Source organism: Salipiger marinus (genome assembly GCF_035481585.1).
Classification (GTDB): domain Bacteria; phylum Pseudomonadota; class Alphaproteobacteria; order Rhodobacterales; family Rhodobacteraceae; genus Salipiger; species Salipiger marinus.
In genome coordinates this window covers 220147-243282 of sequence record NZ_JAYKSL010000002.1, presented here as the reverse complement: position 1 = coordinate 243282, position 23136 = coordinate 220147, and the positions used below count along the sequence as shown (strand labels likewise).

At 66.6% G+C, this 23136-nt stretch carries 20 protein-coding genes; 9 read left to right on the top strand and 11 right to left on the bottom strand.

Annotation, left to right across the window (positions count from 1 at the left end):
- Positions 1–2: 2 nt before the first annotated feature.
- The 4 genes from VK682_RS04325 to VK682_RS04310 are packed head-to-tail and all read right to left on the bottom strand — an operon-like array spanning position 3 to position 4415.
- The gene (locus VK682_RS04325; RefSeq protein ID WP_230796341.1) at positions 3–983 is read right to left on the bottom strand and encodes an ABC transporter ATP-binding protein; all 981 of its coding nucleotides are present in this window, start codon (positions 981–983) and stop codon (positions 3–5) included.
- The gene (locus VK682_RS04320; RefSeq protein WP_230796342.1) at positions 980–1855 is read right to left on the bottom strand and encodes an ABC transporter permease; all 876 of its coding nucleotides are present in this window, start codon (positions 1853–1855) and stop codon (positions 980–982) included. Before VK682_RS04320 ends, VK682_RS04325 begins: the two co-directional genes overlap by 4 nt.
- Positions 1856–1857: 2 nt before the next feature.
- Positions 1858–2808, bottom strand: a complete 951-nt coding sequence (locus VK682_RS04315; protein WP_230796344.1) for an ABC transporter permease — start codon at positions 2806–2808, stop codon at positions 1858–1860.
- A complete protein-coding gene (locus VK682_RS04310) occupies positions 2808–4415 on the bottom strand; it encodes an ABC transporter substrate-binding protein (protein ID WP_089844699.1) in 1608 nt (535 codons plus the stop codon). The genes VK682_RS04315 and VK682_RS04310 overlap by 1 nt, the downstream gene beginning before the upstream one ends.
- Positions 4416–4627: 212 nt before the next feature.
- Here VK682_RS04310 and VK682_RS04305 point away from each other — a divergent pair, with 212 nt between their 5' ends.
- Positions 4628–5272: a GntR family transcriptional regulator gene (locus VK682_RS04305; RefSeq protein WP_324781491.1), complete on the top strand. Its 645-nt coding sequence runs from the start codon at positions 4628–4630 to the stop codon at positions 5270–5272.
- A 95-nt stretch (positions 5273–5367) separates the two neighbouring features.
- Here VK682_RS04305 and VK682_RS04300 read toward each other — a convergent pair whose 3' ends face one another.
- Together VK682_RS04300 and VK682_RS04295 are read right to left on the bottom strand one after the other, a co-directional pair.
- Positions 5368–6435 (bottom strand): PRC-barrel domain-containing protein, encoded by a 1068-nt coding sequence (locus VK682_RS04300; RefSeq protein WP_324781490.1) that lies wholly within the window; start codon positions 6433–6435, stop codon positions 5368–5370.
- 105 nt (positions 6436–6540) lie between these two features.
- Positions 6541–7152, bottom strand: a complete 612-nt coding sequence (locus tag VK682_RS04295) for a cupin domain-containing protein (protein ID WP_324781489.1) — start codon at positions 7150–7152, stop codon at positions 6541–6543.
- A gap of 233 nt (positions 7153–7385) precedes the next feature.
- Here VK682_RS04295 and VK682_RS04290 point away from each other — a divergent pair, with 233 nt between their 5' ends.
- The 5 genes from VK682_RS04290 to VK682_RS04270 are packed head-to-tail and all read left to right on the top strand — an operon-like array spanning position 7386 to position 12216.
- Entirely contained in the window at positions 7386–8123 is a 738-nt protein-coding gene (locus tag VK682_RS04290; protein ID WP_324781488.1) for a substrate-binding periplasmic protein, read from the top strand.
- A 60-nt stretch (positions 8124–8183) separates the two neighbouring features.
- The gene (locus tag VK682_RS04285; RefSeq protein WP_230796349.1) at positions 8184–8840 is read left to right on the top strand and encodes an amino acid ABC transporter permease; all 657 of its coding nucleotides are present in this window, start codon (positions 8184–8186) and stop codon (positions 8838–8840) included.
- Positions 8837–9568: an amino acid ABC transporter ATP-binding protein gene (locus VK682_RS04280; RefSeq protein ID WP_089844690.1), complete on the top strand. Its 732-nt coding sequence runs from the start codon at positions 8837–8839 to the stop codon at positions 9566–9568. Before VK682_RS04285 ends, VK682_RS04280 begins: the two co-directional genes overlap by 4 nt.
- Before the next feature lie 10 nt (positions 9569–9578).
- Positions 9579–10835: an NAD(P)/FAD-dependent oxidoreductase gene (locus VK682_RS04275; protein WP_230796350.1), complete on the top strand. Its 1257-nt coding sequence runs from the start codon at positions 9579–9581 to the stop codon at positions 10833–10835.
- A 46-nt stretch (positions 10836–10881) separates the two neighbouring features.
- Positions 10882–12216, top strand: a complete 1335-nt coding sequence (locus tag VK682_RS04270) for a replication-associated recombination protein A (RefSeq protein WP_230796351.1) — start codon at positions 10882–10884, stop codon at positions 12214–12216.
- Here the strand turns inward: VK682_RS04270 and VK682_RS04265 are convergent.
- The 5 genes from VK682_RS04265 to VK682_RS04245 form a co-directional block, all read right to left on the bottom strand.
- Positions 12202–13032 (bottom strand): amidohydrolase family protein, encoded by an 831-nt coding sequence (locus tag VK682_RS04265; protein WP_230796352.1) that lies wholly within the window; start codon positions 13030–13032, stop codon positions 12202–12204. The genes VK682_RS04270 and VK682_RS04265 overlap by 15 nt on opposite strands.
- On the bottom strand, positions 13029–13451 hold the full coding sequence (locus tag VK682_RS04260) for an RbsD/FucU family protein (RefSeq protein WP_230796353.1): 423 nt from the start codon (positions 13449–13451) through the stop codon (positions 13029–13031). Before VK682_RS04260 ends, VK682_RS04265 begins: the two co-directional genes overlap by 4 nt.
- 11 nt (positions 13452–13462) lie before the next feature.
- The gene (locus VK682_RS04255; protein ID WP_230796355.1) at positions 13463–14500 is read right to left on the bottom strand and encodes an aldo/keto reductase; all 1038 of its coding nucleotides are present in this window, start codon (positions 14498–14500) and stop codon (positions 13463–13465) included.
- Positions 14501–14609: 109 nt separating this feature from the next.
- Positions 14610–18383, bottom strand: coding sequence for a methionine synthase (gene metH, locus VK682_RS04250; RefSeq protein ID WP_230796357.1), 3774 nt, complete (start codon positions 18381–18383; stop codon positions 14610–14612).
- Positions 18384–18493: 110 nt separating this feature from the next.
- Complete coding sequence (locus VK682_RS04245) at positions 18494–19525, bottom strand: LacI family DNA-binding transcriptional regulator (RefSeq protein ID WP_230796358.1); 1032 nt, start codon at positions 19523–19525, stop codon at positions 18494–18496.
- Positions 19526–19679: 154 nt separating this feature from the next.
- Here VK682_RS04245 and araD point away from each other — a divergent pair, with 154 nt between their 5' ends.
- From araD to VK682_RS04230, 3 genes are all read left to right on the top strand, one after another.
- The gene (gene araD, locus VK682_RS04240) at positions 19680–21422 is read left to right on the top strand and encodes an L-arabinonate dehydratase (protein WP_089845149.1); all 1743 of its coding nucleotides are present in this window, start codon (positions 19680–19682) and stop codon (positions 21420–21422) included.
- A gap of 29 nt (positions 21423–21451) precedes the next feature.
- Positions 21452–22162, top strand: a complete 711-nt coding sequence (locus VK682_RS04235; RefSeq protein ID WP_089845147.1) for a ribonuclease activity regulator RraA — start codon at positions 21452–21454, stop codon at positions 22160–22162.
- Positions 22163–22232: 70 nt separating this feature from the next.
- Positions 22233–23033: an aldolase gene (locus VK682_RS04230; RefSeq protein ID WP_230796360.1), complete on the top strand. Its 801-nt coding sequence runs from the start codon at positions 22233–22235 to the stop codon at positions 23031–23033.
- Positions 23034–23136: the final 103 nt, after the last annotated feature.

The following is a 23136-nucleotide window of genomic DNA, read 5'->3' as shown; positions in this document are numbered from 1 at the left end:
CCTCATTCCGGGTTCCAGCAGGCAAAGGCGTGATCCAGCGGACCGGTGCGGGCGGGATCGGCGGGGGCCAGCGGCGGCGGCTCGGTCGCGCAATGCGGCAGGGCGCGCGGGCAGCGGGTGGCAAAGCGGCAGCCCTCGGGCATCTGGTCATGCGAGGGCACGTTGCCTTCGGGCGCCAGCAGATCCTTGCGCCCGATTTCCAGCACGCAGCCCTGCAGCTGGCGGGTATAGGGGTGGCGGTTGCGGGTCAGCACGTCATGGGCGGGGCCGGATTCCACCACCTGCCCGGCGTAAAGCACCACGATGCGGTCGCAGGCCTGACTGGCCAGCGCCAGATCATGCAGCACGAAGATGCAGCTTGCCCCCCGGTCGCGGGTCAGCGACAGGATCAGCCGCACGATCTGCGCCTGAATGGTCACGTCGAGCGCCGAGGTCGGTTCATCCGCCAGCAGCAGGTCGGGATTGCCGGCAAGGGCGATGGCCACCATGACGCGCTGCTGCATCCCGCCCGACAGCTGATGCGGAAAGGCGCCAAGCCGCGCCTCGGCATCGTTGATGCCGACCTGCGTGAACAGATCCACCGCCCGGGCGCGCGCGGCAGCCCGGTCCAGCCCCATGGTGCGGCGCAGCACCGAAATCAGCTGCCGCCCCACCGTATAGGCGGGGTTGAGCGCGGCGCCCGCATCCTGAAAAATCATCGACATCCGCCGCCCGCGCAGCCGCACCATCTGCGCCTCTGGCAGGGCCAGCAGATCGCCCGCGCCGCTCAGATCGGCCTGCCCCTCCACCTCGGCGCCGTCCAGAAGCCGCATCAGCGCGGTGGCGATGGTGGATTTTCCCGCGCCGCTTTCGCCGACCAGCGCCAGCGTCTCGCCGCGCGCCAGCGACAGGCTCACCCGGTCGAGGATCTTGGCCTGACCGCGATAGACGGTCAGGTCGGTGACGGCCAGCAGCGGGTCGGCGGCAATGGCATCCATTTTCATGCGCCCCTCCGGCTTTTGGGATCCACTTCCTCGCGGATGCCATCCCCCACGATGGACAGGGCGATCAGCAGCAGCGCCAGCGCAAAGCCGGGCATGGCCGACATCCACGGTGCGAAGCTGACAAAATCGCGGCCCTCGGCGATCATCAGCCCCCAGTCGGGCGTGGGCGGCGTGACCCCGATGCCCAGAAAGGACAGCGAGGAGGAGACAAGGATCGCCTCGGAAATCCGGATCGTCACCTGCACCGCCAGCGGAAAGATCACGTTGGGCAGCACATGGCGCCAGACCACCGCCAGCGACGGGATCGACATCAGATGCGCCGCTTCGATGAAGCCCTGCACGCGCACCTGCATCACGTCGGCGCGCACGGTGCGGGCAAAGGGGCCGATCATCGACAGACCCACCGCGATCACCACCTTGTCGACCCCCTGCCCCAGAATGGCGATGAAGGCCACGGCAAGGATCAGCGAGGGCAGCGCAAGGATGCTGTCGATAAGCCGCATCAGCGCCCATTCCACCCAGCCCCCCGCCAGCCCGGCGGCAAGCCCGATCACCAGCCCGCCCGCTGCCCCGATCAGCACGGAGCAGAGGCCGATGACCAGCGCGTAGCGCGCGCCGAAGATGACGCGCGACAGGATGTCCTGTCCGTAGCTGTCGGTGCCCAGCAGATGCGCGCCAGAGGGCGGCATCATCATCGCGTTGATGTCCTGCAGCACCGGGTCATAGGGCGCGACCCATGGCGCGAAGATGGCGGCCAGCAGATAGCCCGCCGCCACGATCAGCGCCACGGTGAAGAACGGACGCCGCAGGAAGATGGAGCGCCGCCCGCGGCGCCTGCGCGCGGCGGGCGCAGAAAGAAGAGGAGCCTGCACGGTCATCTGCGGTCTCTCAGTCTGGGGTCAAGGATGGGATAGGACAGGTCCACCAGCAGGTTGACCCCGATGAACAGGAAGGCGGTCATCATCACCCCCGCCTGCACCACCATGTATTCGCGGCCCAGCACGGCGCTGGTCAGCATCTGGCCGATGCCGGGCAGGTTGAACACCGTCTCGGTCAGCACCGTGCCCTGCAGCAGCGTGCCCAGCTGAAGGCCCAGAATGGTGACCAGCGGCATGGCAATGTTGCGCACGCCATGCACCCAGATCACCCGCCAGCCCGGTTCGCCCCGCGCCCGGGCGGCGGCGATATAGGGCTGTTCCAGCACCTCGATCAGCGTGGCGCGGGTCAGCCGGGTGATCATGGCGATGAAATAGGTCGACAGCGTCAGCCCGGGCAGGATCATGTGATAGAGCCCGCCCCAGAAATCCTGCCATGGCGAGACATAGCCCATGACCGGGAACCAGCCCAGCTTGACCCCGAAGAACCAGATCAGCAGGATCCCCAGCAGGAAGGACGGAAAGGCCGTGCCGGTCAGCGCCAGCACCGCCGAGCCCGCGTCGAAGGCCGTGTCCTTCTTCACCGCCGACAGCACCCCCAGCGGCACGCCGATCAGGATGGCGAAGGCCAGCGAGAAGGAGGCCAGCGTCAGCGTGACGGGCAGCGCCTCCATGAAACCATAGGTGAAGATGTCGGTGCGGGCGACAAAAGAGGTGCCCCAGTCGCCCGTCACGAAATTTGTAGCCCAATCAATGTATTGGGTGAGAAAGGGCCGGTCCAGCCCCATCTCGATTGTCAGCTGCTCGTAGGCCTCTGGCGAGTATTCCGAGCCAAGCATGATCTGGACCGGGTCGCCCGGTGCCAGCTTCAGCAAGCCGAAGGTGGCAACCGAGACGATGAACAGCACGACCAGCGTCTGCCCGATCTTTCCAAGGGCCTGCCGCAGCATCAGGCGAGGCTGACCGTGTGCAGGTTGACCAGATCCGCGGGGATATACTGGAAGCCCTGAACCTTGTTGGAAAACACCTTGTAGATGGGCATATGCGTCATGATCCCGATGGGCGCCTCGTCCATCAGCAGATCCTCGGCGGCGTGATAGAGCTTGGCCCGTTCCGCCGTATCCAGCAGCACCTGCGCGCGCTTGCACAGATCGTCGAATTCGGTGTTGACCCAGCCGCAGAAGTTCCACGCGCCGTCCGACTTGAATTCGGGATAGATCGCCTCGTCGGGATCAAGGTCCGCCACCCATTCAAAATCGTAAAGGTCGAAATCGCCCTCGTTGCGGCGTTTGACCCAGGCTGCGGGTTCGATCAGTTCCAGATTGGCCTTGATGCCGACCTGCGCCAGCATGGGCGCGATGGTCTGGGCGACGCGGGTGCCCACCGGGCCACGTTCGGCCATCATGTAGGTGACTTCGACCTCGCCCTGCTCGGCGGCCTGCGCGCGGAAGGATTTGGCCTTTTCCAGATCGAACCACTGGCCGCGTCCGGAGGTGGCGATGTCGGGATCAAAAAAGCCGGTCATGGGCGGCGAGATCGGGGTGAAGGCCGCCTGCGCCCGCCCGAAATAGGCCTGTTTCACCAGCGTGTCGCGGTCCAGCGCCCAAGCAGCGGCGCGGCGCAGGTTGATGTCGGTGAAGGGGCCCCTTTTGCAGTTCATGCCAAGGAAGGTGTAGTTGCCCTCGATCTCGCCATAAAGCGTGGCGCGGGGGAATTTGGCGACCTGATCCACCAGCTGCATCGGGCAGTCGGTCATGCCGTCGATCTGGCCCGACATCAGCGCGGCCAGCGCCGTGGAGGCCTCGTTCATCAGCACGAAGGTCACGCGTTCCAGCTTGGGCATGCCGGGTTCGAAATAGTCGGGATTCGCCTCCAGTTCGATGGCGTCATTCTCGCGCCACGACACGAATTTGAACGGCCCCGTCCCCACCGGGTTGCGGCCATAATCGGCGCCGTATTTCTGCACGGCGGCGGGGCTGACGATGGTGCCCGCGCGGCCCGTGGAGCCGTTCAGCGCCACCGGCAGGAAGGCATAGGGTTCGGAGAAATGCAGCTTGACGGTCAGCGGGTCGACCACCTCGACCTCGCTCAGCAGTTCCAGCTTCCAGGCATGCGGCGAGGCGGGCGTGCCTTCCTTGACGCGCAGCAGCGAGAATTTCACCGCTTCGGCATCGCAGGGCGTGCCGTCATGGAACATCACCCCCTCGCGCAGCTTGAACACATGGGTCTTGTCGTCTTCCAGATCCCATGTCTCGGCCAGATCGGGTTCGAATTTCACCTCCGTGCCGTCATAGGTGATCTTCAGCAGGCCGTTATGGATGTTGTTGATGACCTGAATGGCGGACAGGAATCCGGTGAAATGCGGGTCCAGCGTGTCGATCACCTTGATCGAGGCGATCTTCAGATGGCCGCTCTGCTGGGCGCGGGCGATGGCGGGAAAGCTGCCTGCGGTGCTGGCGGCAACGATGCCCGCACCCAGACCCTTCAGCACGGCCCGGCGGCCAAGCCGCGCCGACAGCCGTTCGGCCAGCAGCTTCTTGTGGTCGACTTGCGTCATGTCGTGTCTCTCCTGTTGGCATGGTCTCCTCCCTTTTCCGTGCAGCGGGCAGCGGCCCTGTCCGGTTGTTCCGGCTCTGATGGGGTCGCCCGATTGACCGGCATTTGATGTGTTTCCTCCGCTCCGATCCGTCCGCAGGGTGGAATCAGGCTGGGAGGTTATGTATACATATACAAGGTTAAAGTGTTCATTTCGGCGAAGGCGGATCGCAGGTGATTATTCGAACAGCAGAAAGCATCTTCGACACGCTGGTGGGACGCATCGTGGCGGGCGGCATGTTGCCCGGAGAGCCCTTGGCCGAACAGGCGCTGGCGGAACAGTTCGGCGTGTCCCGCACCCCGGTGCGCGAGGCGCTGCACCGTCTGGAACAGGCAAGCCTTGCCGAACGCGGCGCGCGGCGCGCCTTTGTCGTGCGCCGGATGAAGGCCGCCGATCTGGCCGATCTGTTCGAAGCGGTGGGAGAGGTGGAAAGCGTGCTGGCGGCACTGGCGGCAAGCCGCATGACCGAAATCGAGCGGCAGCAGATGCTGGCCCTGCTCGACGAGGGGAAATCCTGCGGCGAGGATGCGCTGCGCTATGGCGCGATCAACGCGCGCTTTCATGCCAGCCTGAAGACAGGCGCGCGCAACGCGGCGCTGGCCACCACGCTGGACGAGATGAACCTGCGCACCCAGGCCTGGCGGGCCGCGAATTTTCAGGCCGACACGCGGCGGCTTTCAACCTCGCGCGCCGAACATGACGCCATCGCGCAGGCGATCCTTGCCCGCGATGCCGAAACGACGCGCCGCCTGATGCGCAGCCACATCGCCAGTTCCTATCTGGTGGTGGTCGACATTCTGGCCCGACGCGAGCCATAGCGCGCCGGACCAGAGCGGCAGACATGCAAAAGCCGGGCCCGAAGGCCCGGCCTGACGTTCCGCAAGGCGCCAGAGGGGCGGCGCCGGTCGGCGGATCAGTCGTTATATTCGGGCATCGACTCGAGCTCTTCCTCGGTCATCGGCACCGACACGATCACCGCGCCGCCATTGGACTGGCGCAGGATCTGGATGTCCGACAGGTTCAGTTCCACCGGCTTGGCACCGATGCCCAGAAAGCCGCCCACATCCACGATCACCGCATCGACGCTGCCATCATCGGACAGCAGGATCTCGGCCACGTCGCCAAGGCTCTCGTCGCCCGGTCCATAGACCGTGGCGCCGGTCAGCATCTCGGCGGTCAGATCCTCGGTGGGCGCTTCGGCATAGCCTTCGGGCGTCGCGCGCATGTCCTGCGCGGTGGCGCCGGTGCCGGGGGTGACGCCGGTCTGCGGGTTATACTGCGACGTGCCTTCGGTATCGTCCGTGGCCGTCTGGTCATCGCCGGTCGCGGGCATGTCCTGCGTCGGCGTTGTGGTCTCGACCGGGCGCTCGGTGTCGGATGTGGTCGGCTCGTTGCCCACCTGCTCGGCCTCGTTCTCCTGCAGGTTGGCAGCGTTGCCGCTGTCGCCCCCGGTGGTGGCCGCGGGCATGCCCGACGTGCCGGTGGCCGCGCCGGTCTGGTCGCCCTGATCATAGGCGGGGGCGTCCTGCATCGACGCGTTGTCGGCAGTCACGACCACGAAGAAATCACCCGGATCCTCGGTGGACTCGTCAGAGGCGAAGCTCAGCGCGTCCATGCTCATGGCGACCCGATGTTCGCCCATGCCCAGAAAGCCGCCCATGTCGATCAGCACCGCCTCGACACGACCATCGCGGGAGATGACCACATCGTGAATCTCGCCCACGTCTTCCCACGAGTCCTGCATGCCGTCGATGCCGGTGTCCTGCACCGCCTCGTCGCTGCGATAGACGTTCATGCCGTTCAGATCAGAGGCCATCAGGCTGGTTTCCGAAGGCCCGCTCATGAACATCTGGCCCCCCTGCATCTGGGTGCCCTGCATCTGGGTGCCCTGCATCTGGGTGCCCTGCGTCTGGGTGTCCTGTGCGAAGGCGGGCAGCGCCGCGGTGACCAGAACGGCTGTGGTGCTCAGCAGAAATTTCATTGTGATCTTCTCCTCGCGTTTGATTGCGCCGCTGTCGTGGCGCACTGACCCTCCAAACAGCGAAGACGGAGATGTGTTCCTGAAACCGGACGGAATTCCGCAGGCTCACCAGACCGGCGGCGTGGTCACCCAAAGCACCCGCGTCTCGTCGGCGCCCGCATTGCGGAACCGGTGCGGGCGGCGGCTTTCGAAATGGAAGGCATCGCCCTCGGCCAGCAGGTGCCGGATGTCATCCACCCAAAGCTCCAGGCGTCCGGCCAGCACCAGCCCGCATTCCTCGCCCTCGTGGGTATAGGGGTCGTCGCCGGACCCGCCGCCGGGCGACAGCACCAGTTCCATGACCTGCAGCGCGCCCTCGTCATGGGCGCTGACAAAGGATTTCACCATGCCGCGATCGCCAAAATCCACGGTGCGGCGGTGGCCCGCGCGCACGATCATGCCCGCCTCGCGGCTGGTCGCGTCATCGCTGGCGAACAGCGACAGGAACGGAATGCCGATCACGTCGCAGATGGCGCGCAGGTTGCGGATCGACGGCGAGGAGATGCCGCGTTCGATCTGGCTCAGCAGCCCGGTGGAAATGCCCACGCCATCGGCCACCACCTGCAGCGACAGACCGCGCGACTTGCGGGCACGGCGCACCGCCTCTCCCAGCGACACGTCGTCCATATCCCCCGAGGGATCACTCTGCAGCCGCGCTTCGGTATCAAGTAGGGACATGGGCGTTTTCATCTGTGTGAAGGCAAGGGGCCGACAGGCCGTGGTTCTTTCTAGCGTCACCCCGTGGAGAAATGAAGCAAAACACGCAAGGCCTGCGGGAATTTCACTGGGATGAACAAAATGAAGCTTTGCGCTTGCATCGGGACATTTCTTCAATATCGTGAAGATACCACATCACAAAGCGCGCCGCGCCCGACGGGCCGCAGAGACGCGCCAGACACAGGGAGCCTTGCATGAACCTTTTTCCGCTTGCCCTTGCCGGGGCGCTTGCCTTTGGCGCGATGACCGCCCAAGCGCAGGAGGTGACCGTGGGCGTCACCACCACCGGCGTGCCCTTCACCTTTGTGGACACCGCCAGCCAGCAGCCCACCGGGGCCATGGTGGATCTGGCCGCCGCCATCGCCGAGGATATGGGCGCCACCCCGGAATTTGCGCTGACGCAGTTTTCCGCGCTGATCCCGGCGCTGCAGACCGGCAAGATCGACCTGATCTCGGCGGGCATGTTCGCCACCGACACCCGGCGCGAGGTCGTGGATTTTTCCGATCCGGTCTACAGCTATGGTGATGCTCTGTTCGTGGCCGCCGAGGATGCGGGCGAATATCAGATTGACGATCTGGCGGGCGAGGTCGTGGGCGCGCAGATCGGCACCACCTTTGCCGACCAGCTGCAGGCCAAGGGCATCTTCAGCGAGGTGAAGCTTTACGACAGCCTTGTGGACATCATGCGCGACGTGAAGCTGGGGCGGATCAAGGCGGGTTTTGGCGACAAGCCGATCATCGCCTATCAGGTCGCGCAAAATCCGGCCCTTGGCGTGCGGCTGGTGGAGGATTACGAGCCGATGAGCGTGGGCAACGTGGCCTTGGCCGTGTCGAAGGACAAGCCCGAGCTTCTGTCCGAGGTCAATGCCGCCATCGCCGCCATGAAAGACAGCGGCGAGCTGGCAGAGATTTTCGCGAAATACGGGCTCTGACCCTTTCGGGGTGTCCGGCGCGCCGTCGCGGGACACCCTGCTGCCGAACAGGAGGGCCTCATGCCGCCTCTTTCCGAGCGGATGCTCGATTACCTGCCGCTGCTGGCCACCGGGCTGTGGCGCACCGTGGCCGTTACCGTGCTGGCGCTGATCCTTGCCTCGGCGCTGGGGCTGGTCTGGGCGATGCTGCGCAGCTCGGGCCGCCGGGCGCTGGAACTGCCCGCGCGTTACATCGTGGAATTCCTGCGCGGGATCCCGATCCTTGTGGTGCTCTTCTACATCTATTTCGTCATGCCGGAACTGGGGCTTGACCTGACCGCCTTTCAGGCCGGGGTGCTGGGTCTGGCGCTGATCTATTCCTGCTATATCGGCGAAACCTTCCGGGGCGGCATCGCCGCCGTGGACAAGGGCCAGATCGAGGCCGCCAAATCCATCGGCATGAAACATGGCCGGATGATGCGCCGCATCGTGCTGCCGCAGGCCTTCCGCATCGCGCTGCCGCCCTATGGCAACAACATGGTCATGCTGCTGAAGGACAGCAGTCAGGTCTCGGTGATCTCGGTCGCCGAACTGACCATGCAGGGCAAGATGCTGGCCTCCTCGACCTTTGACAACATGACGGTCTTCACCATGGTGGCGCTGCTTTACCTGTGCCTGACGATCCCGCTCAACATGCTGATGCGGCGGGTGGAAAAACGCATGGGGGCGGCGCTGTGATCCGGTTCCTGAACCTGCACAAATCCTTTGGCCGCCACGAGGTGCTGACCGGCATCGATGCCGAGGTCGAAAAGGGACAGGTGGTCTGCCTGATCGGCGCCTCCGGTTCTGGCAAATCCACCATGCTGCGCTGCGTCAACGGGCTGGAGGATTACCAGAAGGGCGACATCCTTGTGGATGGCGAAAGGGTCGATGCCCATGCGCCCAGCATCCACCGCATCCGCACACGCGTCGCCATGGTGTTCCAGCGCTTCAACCTGTTCCCGCACATGACGGCGCTGGAAAACGTCATGGAAGGACCGGTGCAGGTGCTGCGGGAGCCGCGCGAGGAGGTCCGTGCCCGCGCCGAGGAGCATCTGCGCCGCGTCGGCCTGTCGGACAAGCGCGATTTCTACCCCTCGGCGCTGTCGGGGGGCCAGCAGCAGCGGGTGGCCATCGCCCGGGCACTGGCCATGCGGCCCGAGGCGATCCTGCTCGACGAGCCCACCTCGGCGCTGGATCCGGAGATGGTGGGCGAGGTGCTGTCGGTGCTGCGCGATCTTGCTCAGGAGCATATGACCATGCTCATTGTCACCCACGAGATCCAGTTCGCCCGCGAGGTGGCAAGCAACGTGTTCTTCCTCGACAAGGGGCGCATCGCCGAACAGGGGCTGGCCGAACAGGTGCTGGTCCATCCGCAGAACCCGCGCACGCAGGATTTCCTGCGCCGCGTCCGCCACGTGATGTAAAGGGCGTGCCATGCCACTGACCTCGATCTGGGCCGCCACCGCGCCCGCCCCGGCTGACCTGCCGCCGCTGCACGACAGCCTGCGCGCCGACGTGCTGGTGATCGGCGCCGGGTTTCAGGGCCTGTCCACCGCGTTGCATCTGGCCGAGGCAGGCGTGGACGTGGTGCTGCTGGAGGCGCGGCAGCCCGGTCACGGCGCCTCGGGGCGCAATGGCGGGCAGGTGATCCCGGGGCTGAAGGATGATCCCGACGCGCTGGACCAGCTCTGGGGGGCGCAGGCGACAGACTTCGCCGGATCCACCGCCGCGCGGCTTTTTGCGCTGGTGGACCGGCTGGGGATCGACTGCGACGCGCAGCAGGCGGGCTGGATTCAGGCGGGCATGGCGCAGGTCCATCTGCCCGGACTGCGCGCGCGGATGACGCAATGGGCCGCGCGCGGCGCACCGGTGGACTGGCTGGATGCCGCCGCCATGGAACGCGCCACTGGCAGCCGCAGCTTCTGCGGTGGCTGGATCGACCGCCGCGCGGGCAAGATCCATCCGCTGAAATTCGCGCGCGGTCTAGCGCAGGCCGCCCTCGCCGCCGGAGCCCGGCTTTATGGCGACACGCCCGTGGTGTCGCTGGTGCGCGACGGCGGCGTCTGGCAGGCGCGCACAGGCAGCGGTGCCACGGTCAGCGCCGATCAGGTGGTGCTGGCCAGCAATGTCTACACGCCCGCAGGGTTCGATCCCGACCTGCGCCGCGCCACCCTGCCCGCCCACAGCTTTCAGGTGGCGACGGCGCCGCTTGATCCCGCCGATCTGGCCCGCATCCTGCCCCAGGGCGCCGTGGTGTCAGAGGCGCGGCGCGTCGGCACCTATTTCCGCATCGGGCCGCAGAACCGCCTGATGCTGGGCGGGCGGGGCAGCTTTGCCGAACCGCAGGGCCCCGCCGCCTTTCACCGGATCGCGGCGGAACTGACCCGGATCTTCGGGCGCAGCTTTGCCATGGATCACCACTGGTTCGGGCGGGTCGGCATGACCCCCGACCACCGGCTGCGGCTGCTGGCGCCCGCGCCCGGTCTGCTGGCCGCCACCGGCTTCAACGGGCGCGGCGTGGCGCTGGCCACGGCGCTGGGTCAGGTGATGGCGGCGCATCTGGCCCATGGCACCCCCCTGCCCCTGCCGGTAGAGGACCGTCTGCGCCCCCTGCCCTTCCACGGGCTGCATCCGGTCTATGGCAGCCTTGCCATCGAATATTACCGCCTGCGCGACCGCATGGACCGCTGACGCGGAGACGATTTCCATTGCCCGCGCGGGGCGCTAGGATCGGGGCATGAGCGATCTTTTCGACGACCACGCCCCCCCTTCCCGCAGCCCCGAACCCGAGGCGCGCGACCGTCCGCTGGCCGACCGGCTGCGGCCCGGTGATCTGTCGCAGGTCATCGGTCAGGCGCATCTGCTGGATCCCGAGGCGCCGCTGGGGCGGATGCTGGCGGCGGGGCAGCTCAGCTCGCTGATCCTGTGGGGGCCGCCGGGGGTGGGCAAGACCACCATCGCGCGGCTTCTGGCCGATGCCTCTGACCGGGCCTTCGTGCAGATCAGCGCGATCTTTTCCGGCACGCCGGAACTGCGCAAGGTGTTCGACGCCGCCAAGCAGCGCCGCCGCGCCGGTCAGGGCACGCTGCTGTTTGTCGACGAGATCCACCGCTTCAACAAGGCGCAGCAGGACGGCTTCCTGCCGCATATGGAGGATGGCACCATCGTGCTGGTGGGCGCCACCACCGAAAACCCGTCTTTCGAGCTGAACCGCGCGCTCCTGTCGCGCGCGCAGGTGCTGGTGCTGAACCGGCTCGATCCCACCGCGCTGGAAGAACTGCTGGACCGCGCCGAGGCCACTTTGGGGCGCAAGCTGCCGCTGACCGAAGACGCGCGCCTGTCGCTGGTGGAGATGGCCGATGGCGACGGGCGGGCCATGCTGAACCTCGTGGAGCAGGTCGCCTTCATGAAGGTGCGGGCGCCGCTTGCCCCCAAGGATCTGGCGTCGCGGCTGCAGCGGCGGGCCGCGCAATACGACAAATCGGGCGACGAGCATTACAACCTGATCTCGGCCCTGCACAAATCCATCCGCGGATCCGATCCCGATGCCGCGCTTTACTGGTTCGCCCGGATGCTGGAGGGTGGCGAGGATCCGCGCTACCTTGCCCGCCGTCTGGTGCGCATGGCGGTGGAGGATATCGGCCTTGGCGATCCGCAGGCGCAAAGCCACGCGCTGCACGCATGGGAAACCTATGAACGGCTGGGCTCGCCCGAGGGGGAACTGGCGCTGGCGCAGTCGGTGATCTATCTCGCCCTCGCGCCCAAATCCAACGCGGGCTATGTCGGGTATAAGCAGGCCCGCGCCATGGCGCGCAAGACCGGGTCCGAACCGCCGCCCAAGCATATCCTGAACGCCCCCACCGGCCTGATGAAGGATCAGGGCTATGGCGCGGGCTATGCCTATGACCACGACGCAGAGGACGGGTTTTCCGGGCAGGACTATTTCCCCGAAACCATGGAACGGACGCGGTTCTACGATCCGCCCGACCGGGGATTCGAGCGCGAGATGCGCAAGCGGCTCGACTGGTTCGACCGCCTGCGCGAGAAGCGGCGCGGCTCAGACGGGGGCTAGGCCGTAGAACCGCGCGGCGTTGGTGGTGAAGATCTTGTGCAGGTCTTCGGGGCCGTAGATCTCGCCCAGCAGGCTGCGGGCCAGATCGACCACCTGCGCGTGGCTGGCGGCCAGCGTGCAGACCGGCCAGTCGGTGCCGAAGATCAGCCGGTCCGGGCCGAAATGCTCGGCCACATGGCGGACAAAGGGCCGGATGCGCTCTGCCGACCAGTCCGCGCCCGCCTCGGTCACCATGCCGGAGATCTTGCACATGAGCCTTGGATGGGCGGCAAGCTGAGCCATATCCTGCCCCCACTGCCCCAGCCCGGCTGCGGTCATGTCGGGTTTGGACAGGTGATCCACCACGCCCCGCAGGCCGGGGGCGGCGTTCAGCGCGGCGCTCATCGCGGGCAGGTGGCGCGGGAAGGTCAGGATGTCGAAGGGCACGTCGCGCCGCGCCACCTCGGCCAGGGCCGAGTGGAAGGCGGGGGTTTCGATCAGCGCGGGCTCGTGATCCTGCAGCATCGGGCGCAGGCCCAGCCATTTCGGCTGAGCGGCGTAATGATCCAGCCGCGCGGCAAAATCCGGCGCCGTCATGTCGAGCCAGCCGACCACGCCCGCGACAAACCCGTTCCGCGCGGCGAGATCGAGCAGGAAGTCGGTCTCGGCCTCGGTTTCGGCGGCCTGCACCAGAATGGTCCGCGTGATGCCGGAGGCGGCGTTCAGCGGCGCCAGATCCTCGGGGGTGAAATCGCGGTAAAGGTCGCCGAGATCGGGGGTCAGCCAGCCGTAATCGCCGCGCTCCACCCGCCAGAAATGCTGATGCGCGTCGATCATGTGCGGATCACGCCTTTTTTCAGGATCAGGTTGGCGTAAAGCCGACGCTCGCCGGTGGCCACCACGGCATAGGCGGTGCGGGCGCGGTCGTAAAAGGCGAAGCGGTCGATCTCCTGCAGCGACACCGGCGCGCCATGGGCCGCCGCCAGCACCCGGTCGAAATCGTCATAGATCTCGGGGCGGCCCTCGGGGCTGGCCATGGCGGCGGCGGGCTGGTCGACAAAATCATCGAGCGGCAGCAGCGACAGGATCGCCTCGGCGGCGCGGTCGGCAGCGATGCCGGGCAGGCGCACAAGACGCTGCGCCACAGAGGCTGCGGGGAAATTGCCATCCACCACGACGATCTCGTCGCCATGGCCCATGTCACGCAGGATGGCGAGCAGATCGCCGGTCAGCAGGGGGTCTACAGATTTCAGCATCGCGGCTCTCCTCAGGCAGCGGGGGCATTGGCCAGCGCTGCGTCCAGATCGGACCACAGGCTGTCGGGCAGGTCGGTGCCGAACCAGTCGACATTCTGGTGCAGCTGGTCGGGGGATTTGGCGCCGATCACCACGCTGGTGACCGCCGGATGCCGCAGCGGGAAGCGCAGCGCGGCAGCCCCCAGCGGCACGCCGTGATCGTCGCAGACCGCCCGCAGCGCATCGGCGCGGGCCACGATGGCCGCGGGCGCCTCGGCATAGTTGAACATCTGCGGCGCCCCTTTCGGGGCGGCAAGGATGCCGGAATTGAACACGCCGCCCAGCATCAGCGCGACGCCGCGCGCCTGCGCCAGCGGCAGGAAGGTGTCTTCCGCGTCGCGGTCGAGCAGGGAATAGCGCCCGGCCAGCATGCAGCAGTCCAGATCGGTCTCCTCGAGCGCGTCGCGGATGACCTGCCATTCGTTGACGCCAAGGCCAAACCCCTTGATGTCGCCCGCCGCTTTCAGCTCCTGCAGGGCGCGGAAACCGCCACCCTTGGTCAGCGCCTCCCAGTGGCGGGGCTGCGCCTCGCCATGGGTGAGGCTGCCGATGTCATGCACGAAAAGCAGGTCGAGCCGGGTCAGCCCCAGCCGCTGCTGGCTGTCATCATAGCTGCGCATGATGGCGTCATAGCTGTAATCGAACACCTCGCGGAAGGGCAGCGCATTGGCGAAGCCGGGATCAAGGCGGTTCTTCTTGGGCGGCGGCGGCAGGTCGCGCCCGGCCCGCGCAGTGGTCATCAGGCGGCCCACCTTGGTGGACAGCGTGAAGCCTTCGGATTTTTCGCGCAGCACATGGCCCATCAGATGTTCTGACCGGGTCAGGCCATACATGGGCGCGGTGTCGAAATAGCGCAGGCCCCGGTCCCATGCCGCCTCGATCACGGCCAGCGCCTCGGTGCGGGGCACATCGCCGTAAAGCCCGCCAAGCGGCGCGCTGCCCAGCCCCAGCGCGGTCACCTCAAGCCCGGTATCCGACACGGGGCGAAGCGTGGTTGCGGTGATGCTCATGGCGGCAGTCCTTTGATCCGGGGCGGTTTTCTCCGGTGCAAGGGATGCCCCCGGGTCCGGCCCGCGTCAACCCGAAGGCGGCGCGCTGCGCGGACCCGCATCGGGCGGGTTACTGTGCGGCCAGCGTGTCCACGCCATTCGGCACATAGTTCAGGATCGGCCCCAGCCAGCGCTCCACCTCGGCCAGCGTCATGCCCTTGCGCACGGCGTAATCCTCGACCTGATCGCGTTCCACCCGCGCCACGCCGAAGTAATAGCTGCCCGGATGCGCGATATAGAGCCCCGAGACCGACGAGCCCGGCCACATCGCGAAGCTTTCCGTCAGTTCCACCCCGGTGGTGGCGGTGGCGTCCAGCAGCGAGAACAGCGTGGTCTTTTCGGTATGGTCGGGCTGGGCGGGATAGCCCGGCGCCGGGCGGATGCCGTCATAACGTTCCGCGATCAGATCCTCGGGCGCGCAGGATTCCTCCCGCGCGTAGCCCCACAGGTCGGTGCGCACAATCTCGTGCATCCGTTCGGCAAAGGCTTCGGCGAAGCGGTCAGCCAGCGCCTTGACCAGAATGGCCGAATAATCGTCATTGCCCGCCTCGAACTCCTTGGCGATGCGCTCTTCCTCGATGCCCGCCGTCACCACGAACCCGCCGACATAATCCGGCGCCACCCCTTCGGGGGCGACAAAATCCGACAGCGCCACATTGGGCCGGTCGCCGCGCTTGGTGGTCTGCTGGCGCAGGGTGTGGAAGGTGGCCAGCGGCGTGGTCCGGCTGTCATCGGTGTAAAGCCGGATGTCATCCCCCACCGCATTGGCGGGCCAGAAGCCCACCACGGCGCGCGGGTTGAACCATTTCTCCGCGATGATCCGCGCCAGCATCTCCTGCGCGTCGGCAAACAGCGCCCGCGCCGCCTCGCCCTGCGCGGGATCGTCAAGGATGCGCGGATAGACGCCCTTCAGCTCCCATGTCTGGAAGAACGGCGTCCAGTCGATGTAGCGCGCCAGATCCGCCAGATCCCAGTCCTGATAGACCTTGGTGCCCAGAAACCCGGGCGCGGGCGTGCCGGGGAAGTCGAGCCGCAGCGCGTTGGCGCGGGCATCCTCCAGCGGCAGGCGTTTCTTGGCCAGTTCGGCCCGGGCGTGCTTTTCCGCCAGATCGGCATATTCGCCCTGCACATTGGCCACATATTGCGGCTTCTGCACCGGCGACAGCAGCGAGGACACCACCCCCACCGCGCGGCTGGCATCGGTCACATAGACCGTCTGCCCCTTGCTGTAGCGCGGATGGATCTTCACCGCCGTATGCACGCGGCTGGTGGTGGCGCCGCCGATCAGCAGCGGAATGTCGAAACCCTGCCGCTCCATCTCGGAGGCCACATGCACCATCTCGTCAAGCGACGGCGTGATGAGCCCCGAAAGCCCGATCACGTCCACGCCTTCGGCCTTGGCGGTGGCGAGGATCTTTTCCGCCGGAACCATCACGCCCAGATCGAGGATCTCGTAATTGTTGCAGGCCAGCACGACGCCGACGATGTTCTTGCCGATGTCATGCACATCGCCCTTCACCGTGGCCATCAGCACCTTGCCGGCGCTTTCGCGGCCCTCGCCGCCCGACAGGCGCTTTTCCTCTTCCATGTAGGGCAGCAGCACCGCGACGGCCTGTTTCATCACGCGGGCGGATTTCACCACCTGCGGCAAGAACATCTTGCCCGCGCCAAAAAGATCGCCCACCACGTTCATGCCCGCCATCAGCGGGCCTTCGATCACATGCAGCGGACGTTCGGCGACCAGCCGCGCCTCTTCGGTATCGGCGTCGATGAATTCGGTGATGCCGTTGACCAGCGCGTGTTCCAGCCGCTTTTCCACGGTCCACTCACGCCAGCTCATGTCTTTTTCGCGGGCCTTGGCCCCGCCCTGCCCGCGATATTTCTCGGCCAGATCCAGCAGGTTTTCGGTGGCGGTGCCGCCGTTTGCGGGCGTGCGGTTCAGCACCACATCCTCGCAGGCCTCGCGAAGGTCGGGGTCGATCTGGTCATAGACCGCCAGTTGCCCCGCATTGACGATGCCCATGTCCATGCCGTTCTGGATGGCGTGATACAGGAACACCGCGTGCATCGCCTCGCGAACCGGCTCGTTGCCGCGGAAGCTGAAGGACAGGTTCGACACCCCACCCGAGATATGCACATGCGGGCAGGTGTCGGTGATGCGCCGGGTGGCCTGAATGAAGTCCACGCCGTAATTGTCGTGCTCCTCGATCCCGGTCGCCACGGCAAAGACATTGGGGTCGAAGATGATGTCTTCGGGCGGGAAGCCCACGTCCTTGGTCAGCAGCTGATAGGCGCGGGTGCAGATTTCGACCTTGCGCGCCTCGGTATCGGCCTGCCCCTGCTCGTCAAAGGCCATGACCACCACGGCGGCGCCATAGGCCCGGCACAGCCGCGCCTGCTGCAGGAACGCCTCCTCGCCCTCCTTCATGGAGATGGAGTTGACGATGGACTTGCCCTGCACACATTTCAGCCCGGCCTCGATCACCTCCCATTTGGAGCTGTCGATCATCAGCGGCACGCGGGCGATGTCCGGCTCGGCGGCGATCAGGTTCAGGAACTCGATCATCGCCTGCTTGCTGTCGATCAGGCCCTCATCCATGTTCACGTCGATGATCTGCGCGCCGTTTTCCACCTGCTGGCGCGCCACGTCGAGGGCGGCGGCATAGTCGCCATTGGTGATCAGCTTGCGGAACCGGGCGGAGCCGGTGACGTTGGTGCGCTCGCCCACGTTGACGAAGGGGATCTCGGGCGTCAGCACGAAGGGTTCCAGCCCCGACAGCCGCATCAGCGGCGCGGGCGTCGGCAGCGCGCGCGGGGCAAAGCCCTCCACCGCCTTGGCGATGGCGCGGATGTGGTCATAGGTCGACCCGCAGCAGCCGCCGACGATGTTCACCAGACCGTCGCGGGCAAATTCCGCCACCTGTGCGGCCATCTGTTCCGGCGTCTCGTCATATTCGCCCATCTCGTTGGGCAGGCCCGCATTGGGATAGGCGCAGATCAGCGTCTCGGCCACGCCCGACAGTTCGGCCAGATGCGGACGCATGGCGCTGGCCCCCAGCGCGCAGTTCAGCCCCACGGTCAGCGGCTGCGCATGGCGCACCGAATACCAGAAGGCCGAGGGCGTCTGCCCCGACAGCGTGCGCCCCGACAGGTCCGTGATGGTGCCCGAGATCATCACCGGCAGCCGTTCGCCGCGTTCGGCGAATACCTCTTCACAGGCAAAGATCGCGGCCTTGGCGTTCAGCGTGTCGAAGATGGTCTCGATCAGCAGGATGTCGGCGCCGCCCTCGATCAGCGCGCGCGCCTGTTCGGCATAGGCCACGCGCAGCTGGTCGAAACTGACGGCGCGGAAGCCGGGATTGTTCACGTCCGGGCTGATCGACGCGGTGCGGTTGGTCGGCCCAAGCGCGCCCGCGACAAAGCGGTGGCGGCCATCCTCGGCCTCGGCCCGGTCCATCGCCTGCCGCGCCAGCCGCGCGCCGTGGAAGTTCAGGTCATGGACCGCCGCCTCCAGCGCGTAATCCGCCTGCGCGATGGTGGTGGAGGAAAAGGTGTTGGTCTCGACGATATCCGCCCCGGCCATGGCGTAGCGGTAATGGATGTCTTCGATCGCCTCGGGCTTGGTGAGGTTCAGCAGGTCATTGTTGCCCTGCTGCGGGCGGTCTGTGGCATGGGGCAGATGGCAGGAACAGGCGCCGCCGCCGCAGCCCTGAAAATCGCCCTCGGACAGACCCAGCTGCTGGATCTGCGTGCCCATGGCACCGTCAAGGATCAGGATGCGGTCGCGCGCGGCGGCCTCAAGCTGGGCGAATACCGGGGAGCGGCGAAGAGCGGTGCGGGACACGGGCGGATGTTCCTTCTGGTCTGGAAGGGCACTGTCTAAGGGATCGGGCTGCATTATGCCAATTCATAATCGGCATGTCGATCATGAGCCCGGCTCACATTACCCCTGACTCAGGCAGAGCCGCGCCGCAGGATGCGAAATCCAAGGTCAATCGCGGCGGGGCCATCGCGCCGCCCTTCGATGCCCGACAGCAGCGCCTCGGCGGCAGCGCGGCCAAAGGCCTCGCGGTCGACATGCACGGTGCTGATCGGGGGATTGGTGGCGTCCGAAAACTCCTGATCGCCGAAGCCCACCACGGCGATGTCCTGCGGCACGCGCAGCCCGCGCGCCTGCGCCTCGATCAGCACGCCATGGGCGAGGATGTCGGAACTGCAGAAGACCAGCCCGCGGTCAAAGCCCATCTCGTCCAGTAGCCGCGCCAGCGCCGCGCGCCCGCGCGCAAGGCTCGCCTGATCGTCATAGCCCAGCTCCAGCACCGCCTGCCCGCCGCGCCGCGTGAACTGCGTGGCGAATCCCGCCATGCGCCGCTTCGCGCGTTCGTCACCGGCGCAGACCGTCGCCGCCTGCACATGGCCCAGATCGGCGGCCAGATCGCCCACCGCCCGGCCCGTTGCCGCATGGTCGAAGCCCACGCAGGCGTCGATGGGGGTTTCGGTGAAATCCCAGACCTCGACCACCGGAATGCCGGAGGCCAGCAGCATCCGTCGCGTGCGCGCCGTATGATGGATGCCGGTCAGCAGCACCGCATCGGGACGGCGCGACAGGTGACGGGCCAGCGTCTCTTCCTCGGCCTCCAGCGTCAGGCCGGTTTCCGACAGCAGGATCTGATAGCCCGCGTCGCGCATCCGCAGCCCGAAGGCCTGCACCATGGAGGCATAGATGATGTTGGTGATCGACGGCACCAGCGCCGTGACCAGCCCGCTGCGGCGCGAGGCCAGCGCGCCTGCCAGCGCATTGGGCACAAATCCCGTCGCCTCGATGGCCTGAGTGATGCGGCGCAGCGTGTCGGGCGATACCTTGGCGGGATCGCTGAGCGCGCGCGACACGGTGACCTGCGACACGCCCGCCATGCGGCCCACATCCTGCATGGTCACCCCCCGGCCCCGCCGGGATTTCGGCTCGCCGCCGTCCGGGATGTGCATGCGCCCGCCTTTCGCCGCGATCAGTCTTGCCTGAGCTTGTATGCGGATACATGGGCTGTCTCAACCCAAAAGCGGCACATAGATGGCGCAGACTCCGGGATTGACCATGTATGATGAATGCGCATACATGAGGCCCAAAGCAGAGGAGGCCCCCATGGCACAGGATCCGACCAAAGGCAGCACCAAGCTGCGCAGCGACCGCTGGTTCGCCCCCGATGACCTGCGCAGCTTCGGTCACCGCTCGCGCATGATGCAGCTTGGCTATTCCGAGGAAGATTTCCGCGGCAAACCGATCATCGGCATCCTGAACACATGGTCCGAGATGAATTCCTGCCACGGCCATTTCCGCGAACGCGCGCAGGACGTAAAGCGCGGCGTGGCGCAGGCGGGCGGGTTTGCGGTGGAAATGCCGTCGCTGTCGGTGGACGAGTCCTTCACCAAGCCGACCTCGATGCTCTATCGCAACATGCTGGCCATGGAGACGGAGGAGATGATCCGCTCTCACCCGTTTGACGGCGTGGTGCTGATGGGCGGCTGCGACAAGACCACGCCGGGGCTGGTGATGGGCGCCATCACCGCCGGGATCCCGATGATCTACCTGCCCGCCGGGCCGATGCTGCGCGGCCATTATGCCGGGCGGATCCTCGGGTCGGGCTCGGATGCGTGGAAATACTGGGACGAACGCCGCGCGGGCAACATTTCCGACGAGGAATGGCTGGGGATTCAGGGCGGCATCGCGCGTTCGGTCGGCACCTGCATGACCATGGGCACCGCCTCGACCATGACGGCGATCACGGATGCGATGGGGCTGACCCTGCCCGGCGCCTCGTCGATCCCGGCTGCCGATGCCGGACACCAGCGCATGTCCTCCGCCTGTGGCCGCCGCATCGTCGAGATGGTGCATGAAGAGCTGACCCCCGACCGCATCATCACCGATGCCGCCGTGCGCAATGCCGCCGTGACCGCCATGGCCACGGGCTGTTCCACCAATGCCGTGGTGCATCTGATCGCCATGGCCCGCCGCGCGGGCGTCGAGTTCACGCTGGATGATCTGGACGCGCTGGGGCGCACCACGCCGCTGATCGCCAATGTCCGCCCCTCCGGCAAGGATTACCTGATGGAGGATTTCTTCTATGCGGGCGGGCTGCGCGCGCTGATGAAGCAGCTTGAGGAACGGCTGGATCTGTCCTGCCTGACCGTCACCGGCAAGAGCTTGGGCGAAAACCTTGAAGGCGCCGTGGTCTATAATGACGACGTGATCCGCCCGCTGTCGAACCCGGTCTATCACGAAGGCTCGCTGGCGCTGCTGCGCGGCAACCTCTGCCCCGATGGCGCGGTCATCAAGCCCGCCGCCTGCGATCCGAAATACTATGTCCATGAAGGCCCCGCGCTGGTCTTCGACAGCTACCCCGAGATGAAGGCCGCCATCGACGACGAGACGCTGGAGGTGACGCCCGATCACGTGCTGGTGCTGCGCAATGCCGGGCCGCAGGGCGGACCGGGCATGCCGGAATGGGGCATGCTGCCGATCCCCAAGGCGCTGATCAAGCAGGGCCATCGCGACATGCTGCGGATTTCCGACGCGCGGATGTCGGGCACCTCTTATGGCGCCTGCGTGCTGCATGTGGCGCCGGAAAGCTATGTCGGCGGGCCGCTGGCGCTGCTGAAAACCGGCGACATCGTGCGGCTGGACGTGCCCGCGCGGCGGCTTGACATGCTGGTCTCCGAAGAGGAGCTGGAGGCGCGCCGCGCCGCATGGACCCCGCCCGAGCCGAGGTTCCAGCGCGGCTATGGCTGGATGTTCTCTAAACACGTGCTGCAGGCCGACAAGGGCTGCGATTTCGACTTCCTCGAACGCGGCTTCGGTCCTGCCGCGGGCGAACCCGACATTTTCTGATGCAGACCCAGCCCGAAGGAGCGCCGCCAATGAATCCCGAAACCCGCGACAAGCTGATGGGTGTGTCCGTCGCCACGCTGGCCACCGCGCTGTACAAGCGCGGCCTACGCAGTCAGGTCATCCAGGGCGTACACCCGGTCAAGGCCAAGGGGGTCAACATGGTCGGCCCCGCCTTCACCCTGCGCTACATGCCCGCGCGCGAGGACCGCAACCAGCTGGTCGAATTCCGCAACCCCGAGCATCCGCAGCGGCAGGCCATCGAACAGTGCCCCAAGGGGCATGTCATGGTGATCGACAGCCGCAAGGACGCGCGCGCCGCCAGCGCGGGTGATATCCTTGTGACCCGGCTGATGGTGCGCGGCGGCGCGGGCATCGTCACCGATGGCGGCTTCCGCGACGCGTCCTCCATCGGCGATCTAGACATGCCCGCCTATCATCACCGCCCCTCCAGCCCCACCAACCTGACGCTGCACGAAGCGATCGAGATCAACGGCCCGATCGGCTGCGGCGACACGCCAGTGTTTCCGGGGGACATCGTGGTGGGCGATGCCGACTGCGTCATCGTCATTCCCGCCGCCATCGCGGACGAGGTGGCAAGCGAGGCGGTGGAGATGACCGCCTACGAGGATTTTGTGGTGGAGCAGGTGAAGGCGGGCCAGTCGATCATCGGGCTTTACCCCTGCACCAAGGACGAACACCGCGAGGCGTTCGAGGCATGGCGCAAGGACCACGGGCGCTAGACCGACCAAGCAGGGGCTTGCGCTGTGCCGAAACGCGCGGCAGGCTCCTGCCACAGGATAAAGGAAGATCATGGCCCATCCCCTGCAGACCCCCGCCTCCCCTGCCGCGGTCGCGCGGCGTTCGAACCGGCCCGACCTTGCCAGCGACGCGATCCGCACCGCGCGCGAGGATCTGGCCGCCTGTTTCCGCATGGCCGCCCGCAACGGCTTCGAGGAGGGGATCTGCAACCACTTCTCTGCGGTGGTGCCGGGCCATGACGACCTGTTTCTGGTCAATCCCTATGGCCGCGCCTTCCGCGAGATCACCGCATCGCAGCTGCTGATCTGCGATTTCGGCGGCAACGTGCTGGACGGCGACGGCGAGCCGGAGGCCACGGCGTTTTTCATCCATGCCGAGGTGCATCGCCGCGTGCCGCGCGCCCGCGTCGCCCTTCACACCCACATGCCCTATGCCACCGCCCTGTCGATGACCGAAGGCCCCCCGCTGGTCTGGGCGGGGCAGACCGCGCTGAAATTCTATGGCCGCACCGCAGTGGACGAGGATTACAACGGGCTCGCGCTGGATGCGACCGAGGGCGCGCGCATCGCAGGCGCCGTGGGCGATGCCGACATCATCTTCATGAAGCATCATGGCGTCATGGTGCTGGCCCCCACCATCGCCGAGGCGTGGGATGATCTTTACTATCTCGAACGCGCGGCAGAGGTGCAGGTGCTGGCCATGTCCACCGGGCGGGCGGTGCTGCCGGTCGATCCAGCGATCGCGCAGGCGGCCTATGACCAGATGCGCGAGGGCGACGCGGAGTCGGCCCGGCTGCATCTGGCGGCGCTGCGCCGTCAGCTTGATGCCGAAGAACCGCAATACCGGCATTGAGCATAAGACCCCCGGCAAGGCCCCGCTTAGCCCATAAAAACCAGCGGCACGCGATGGACCCCAGCCCGGCAAGGCACTAGGGAGGAAGATCAGGCGGTGCGCA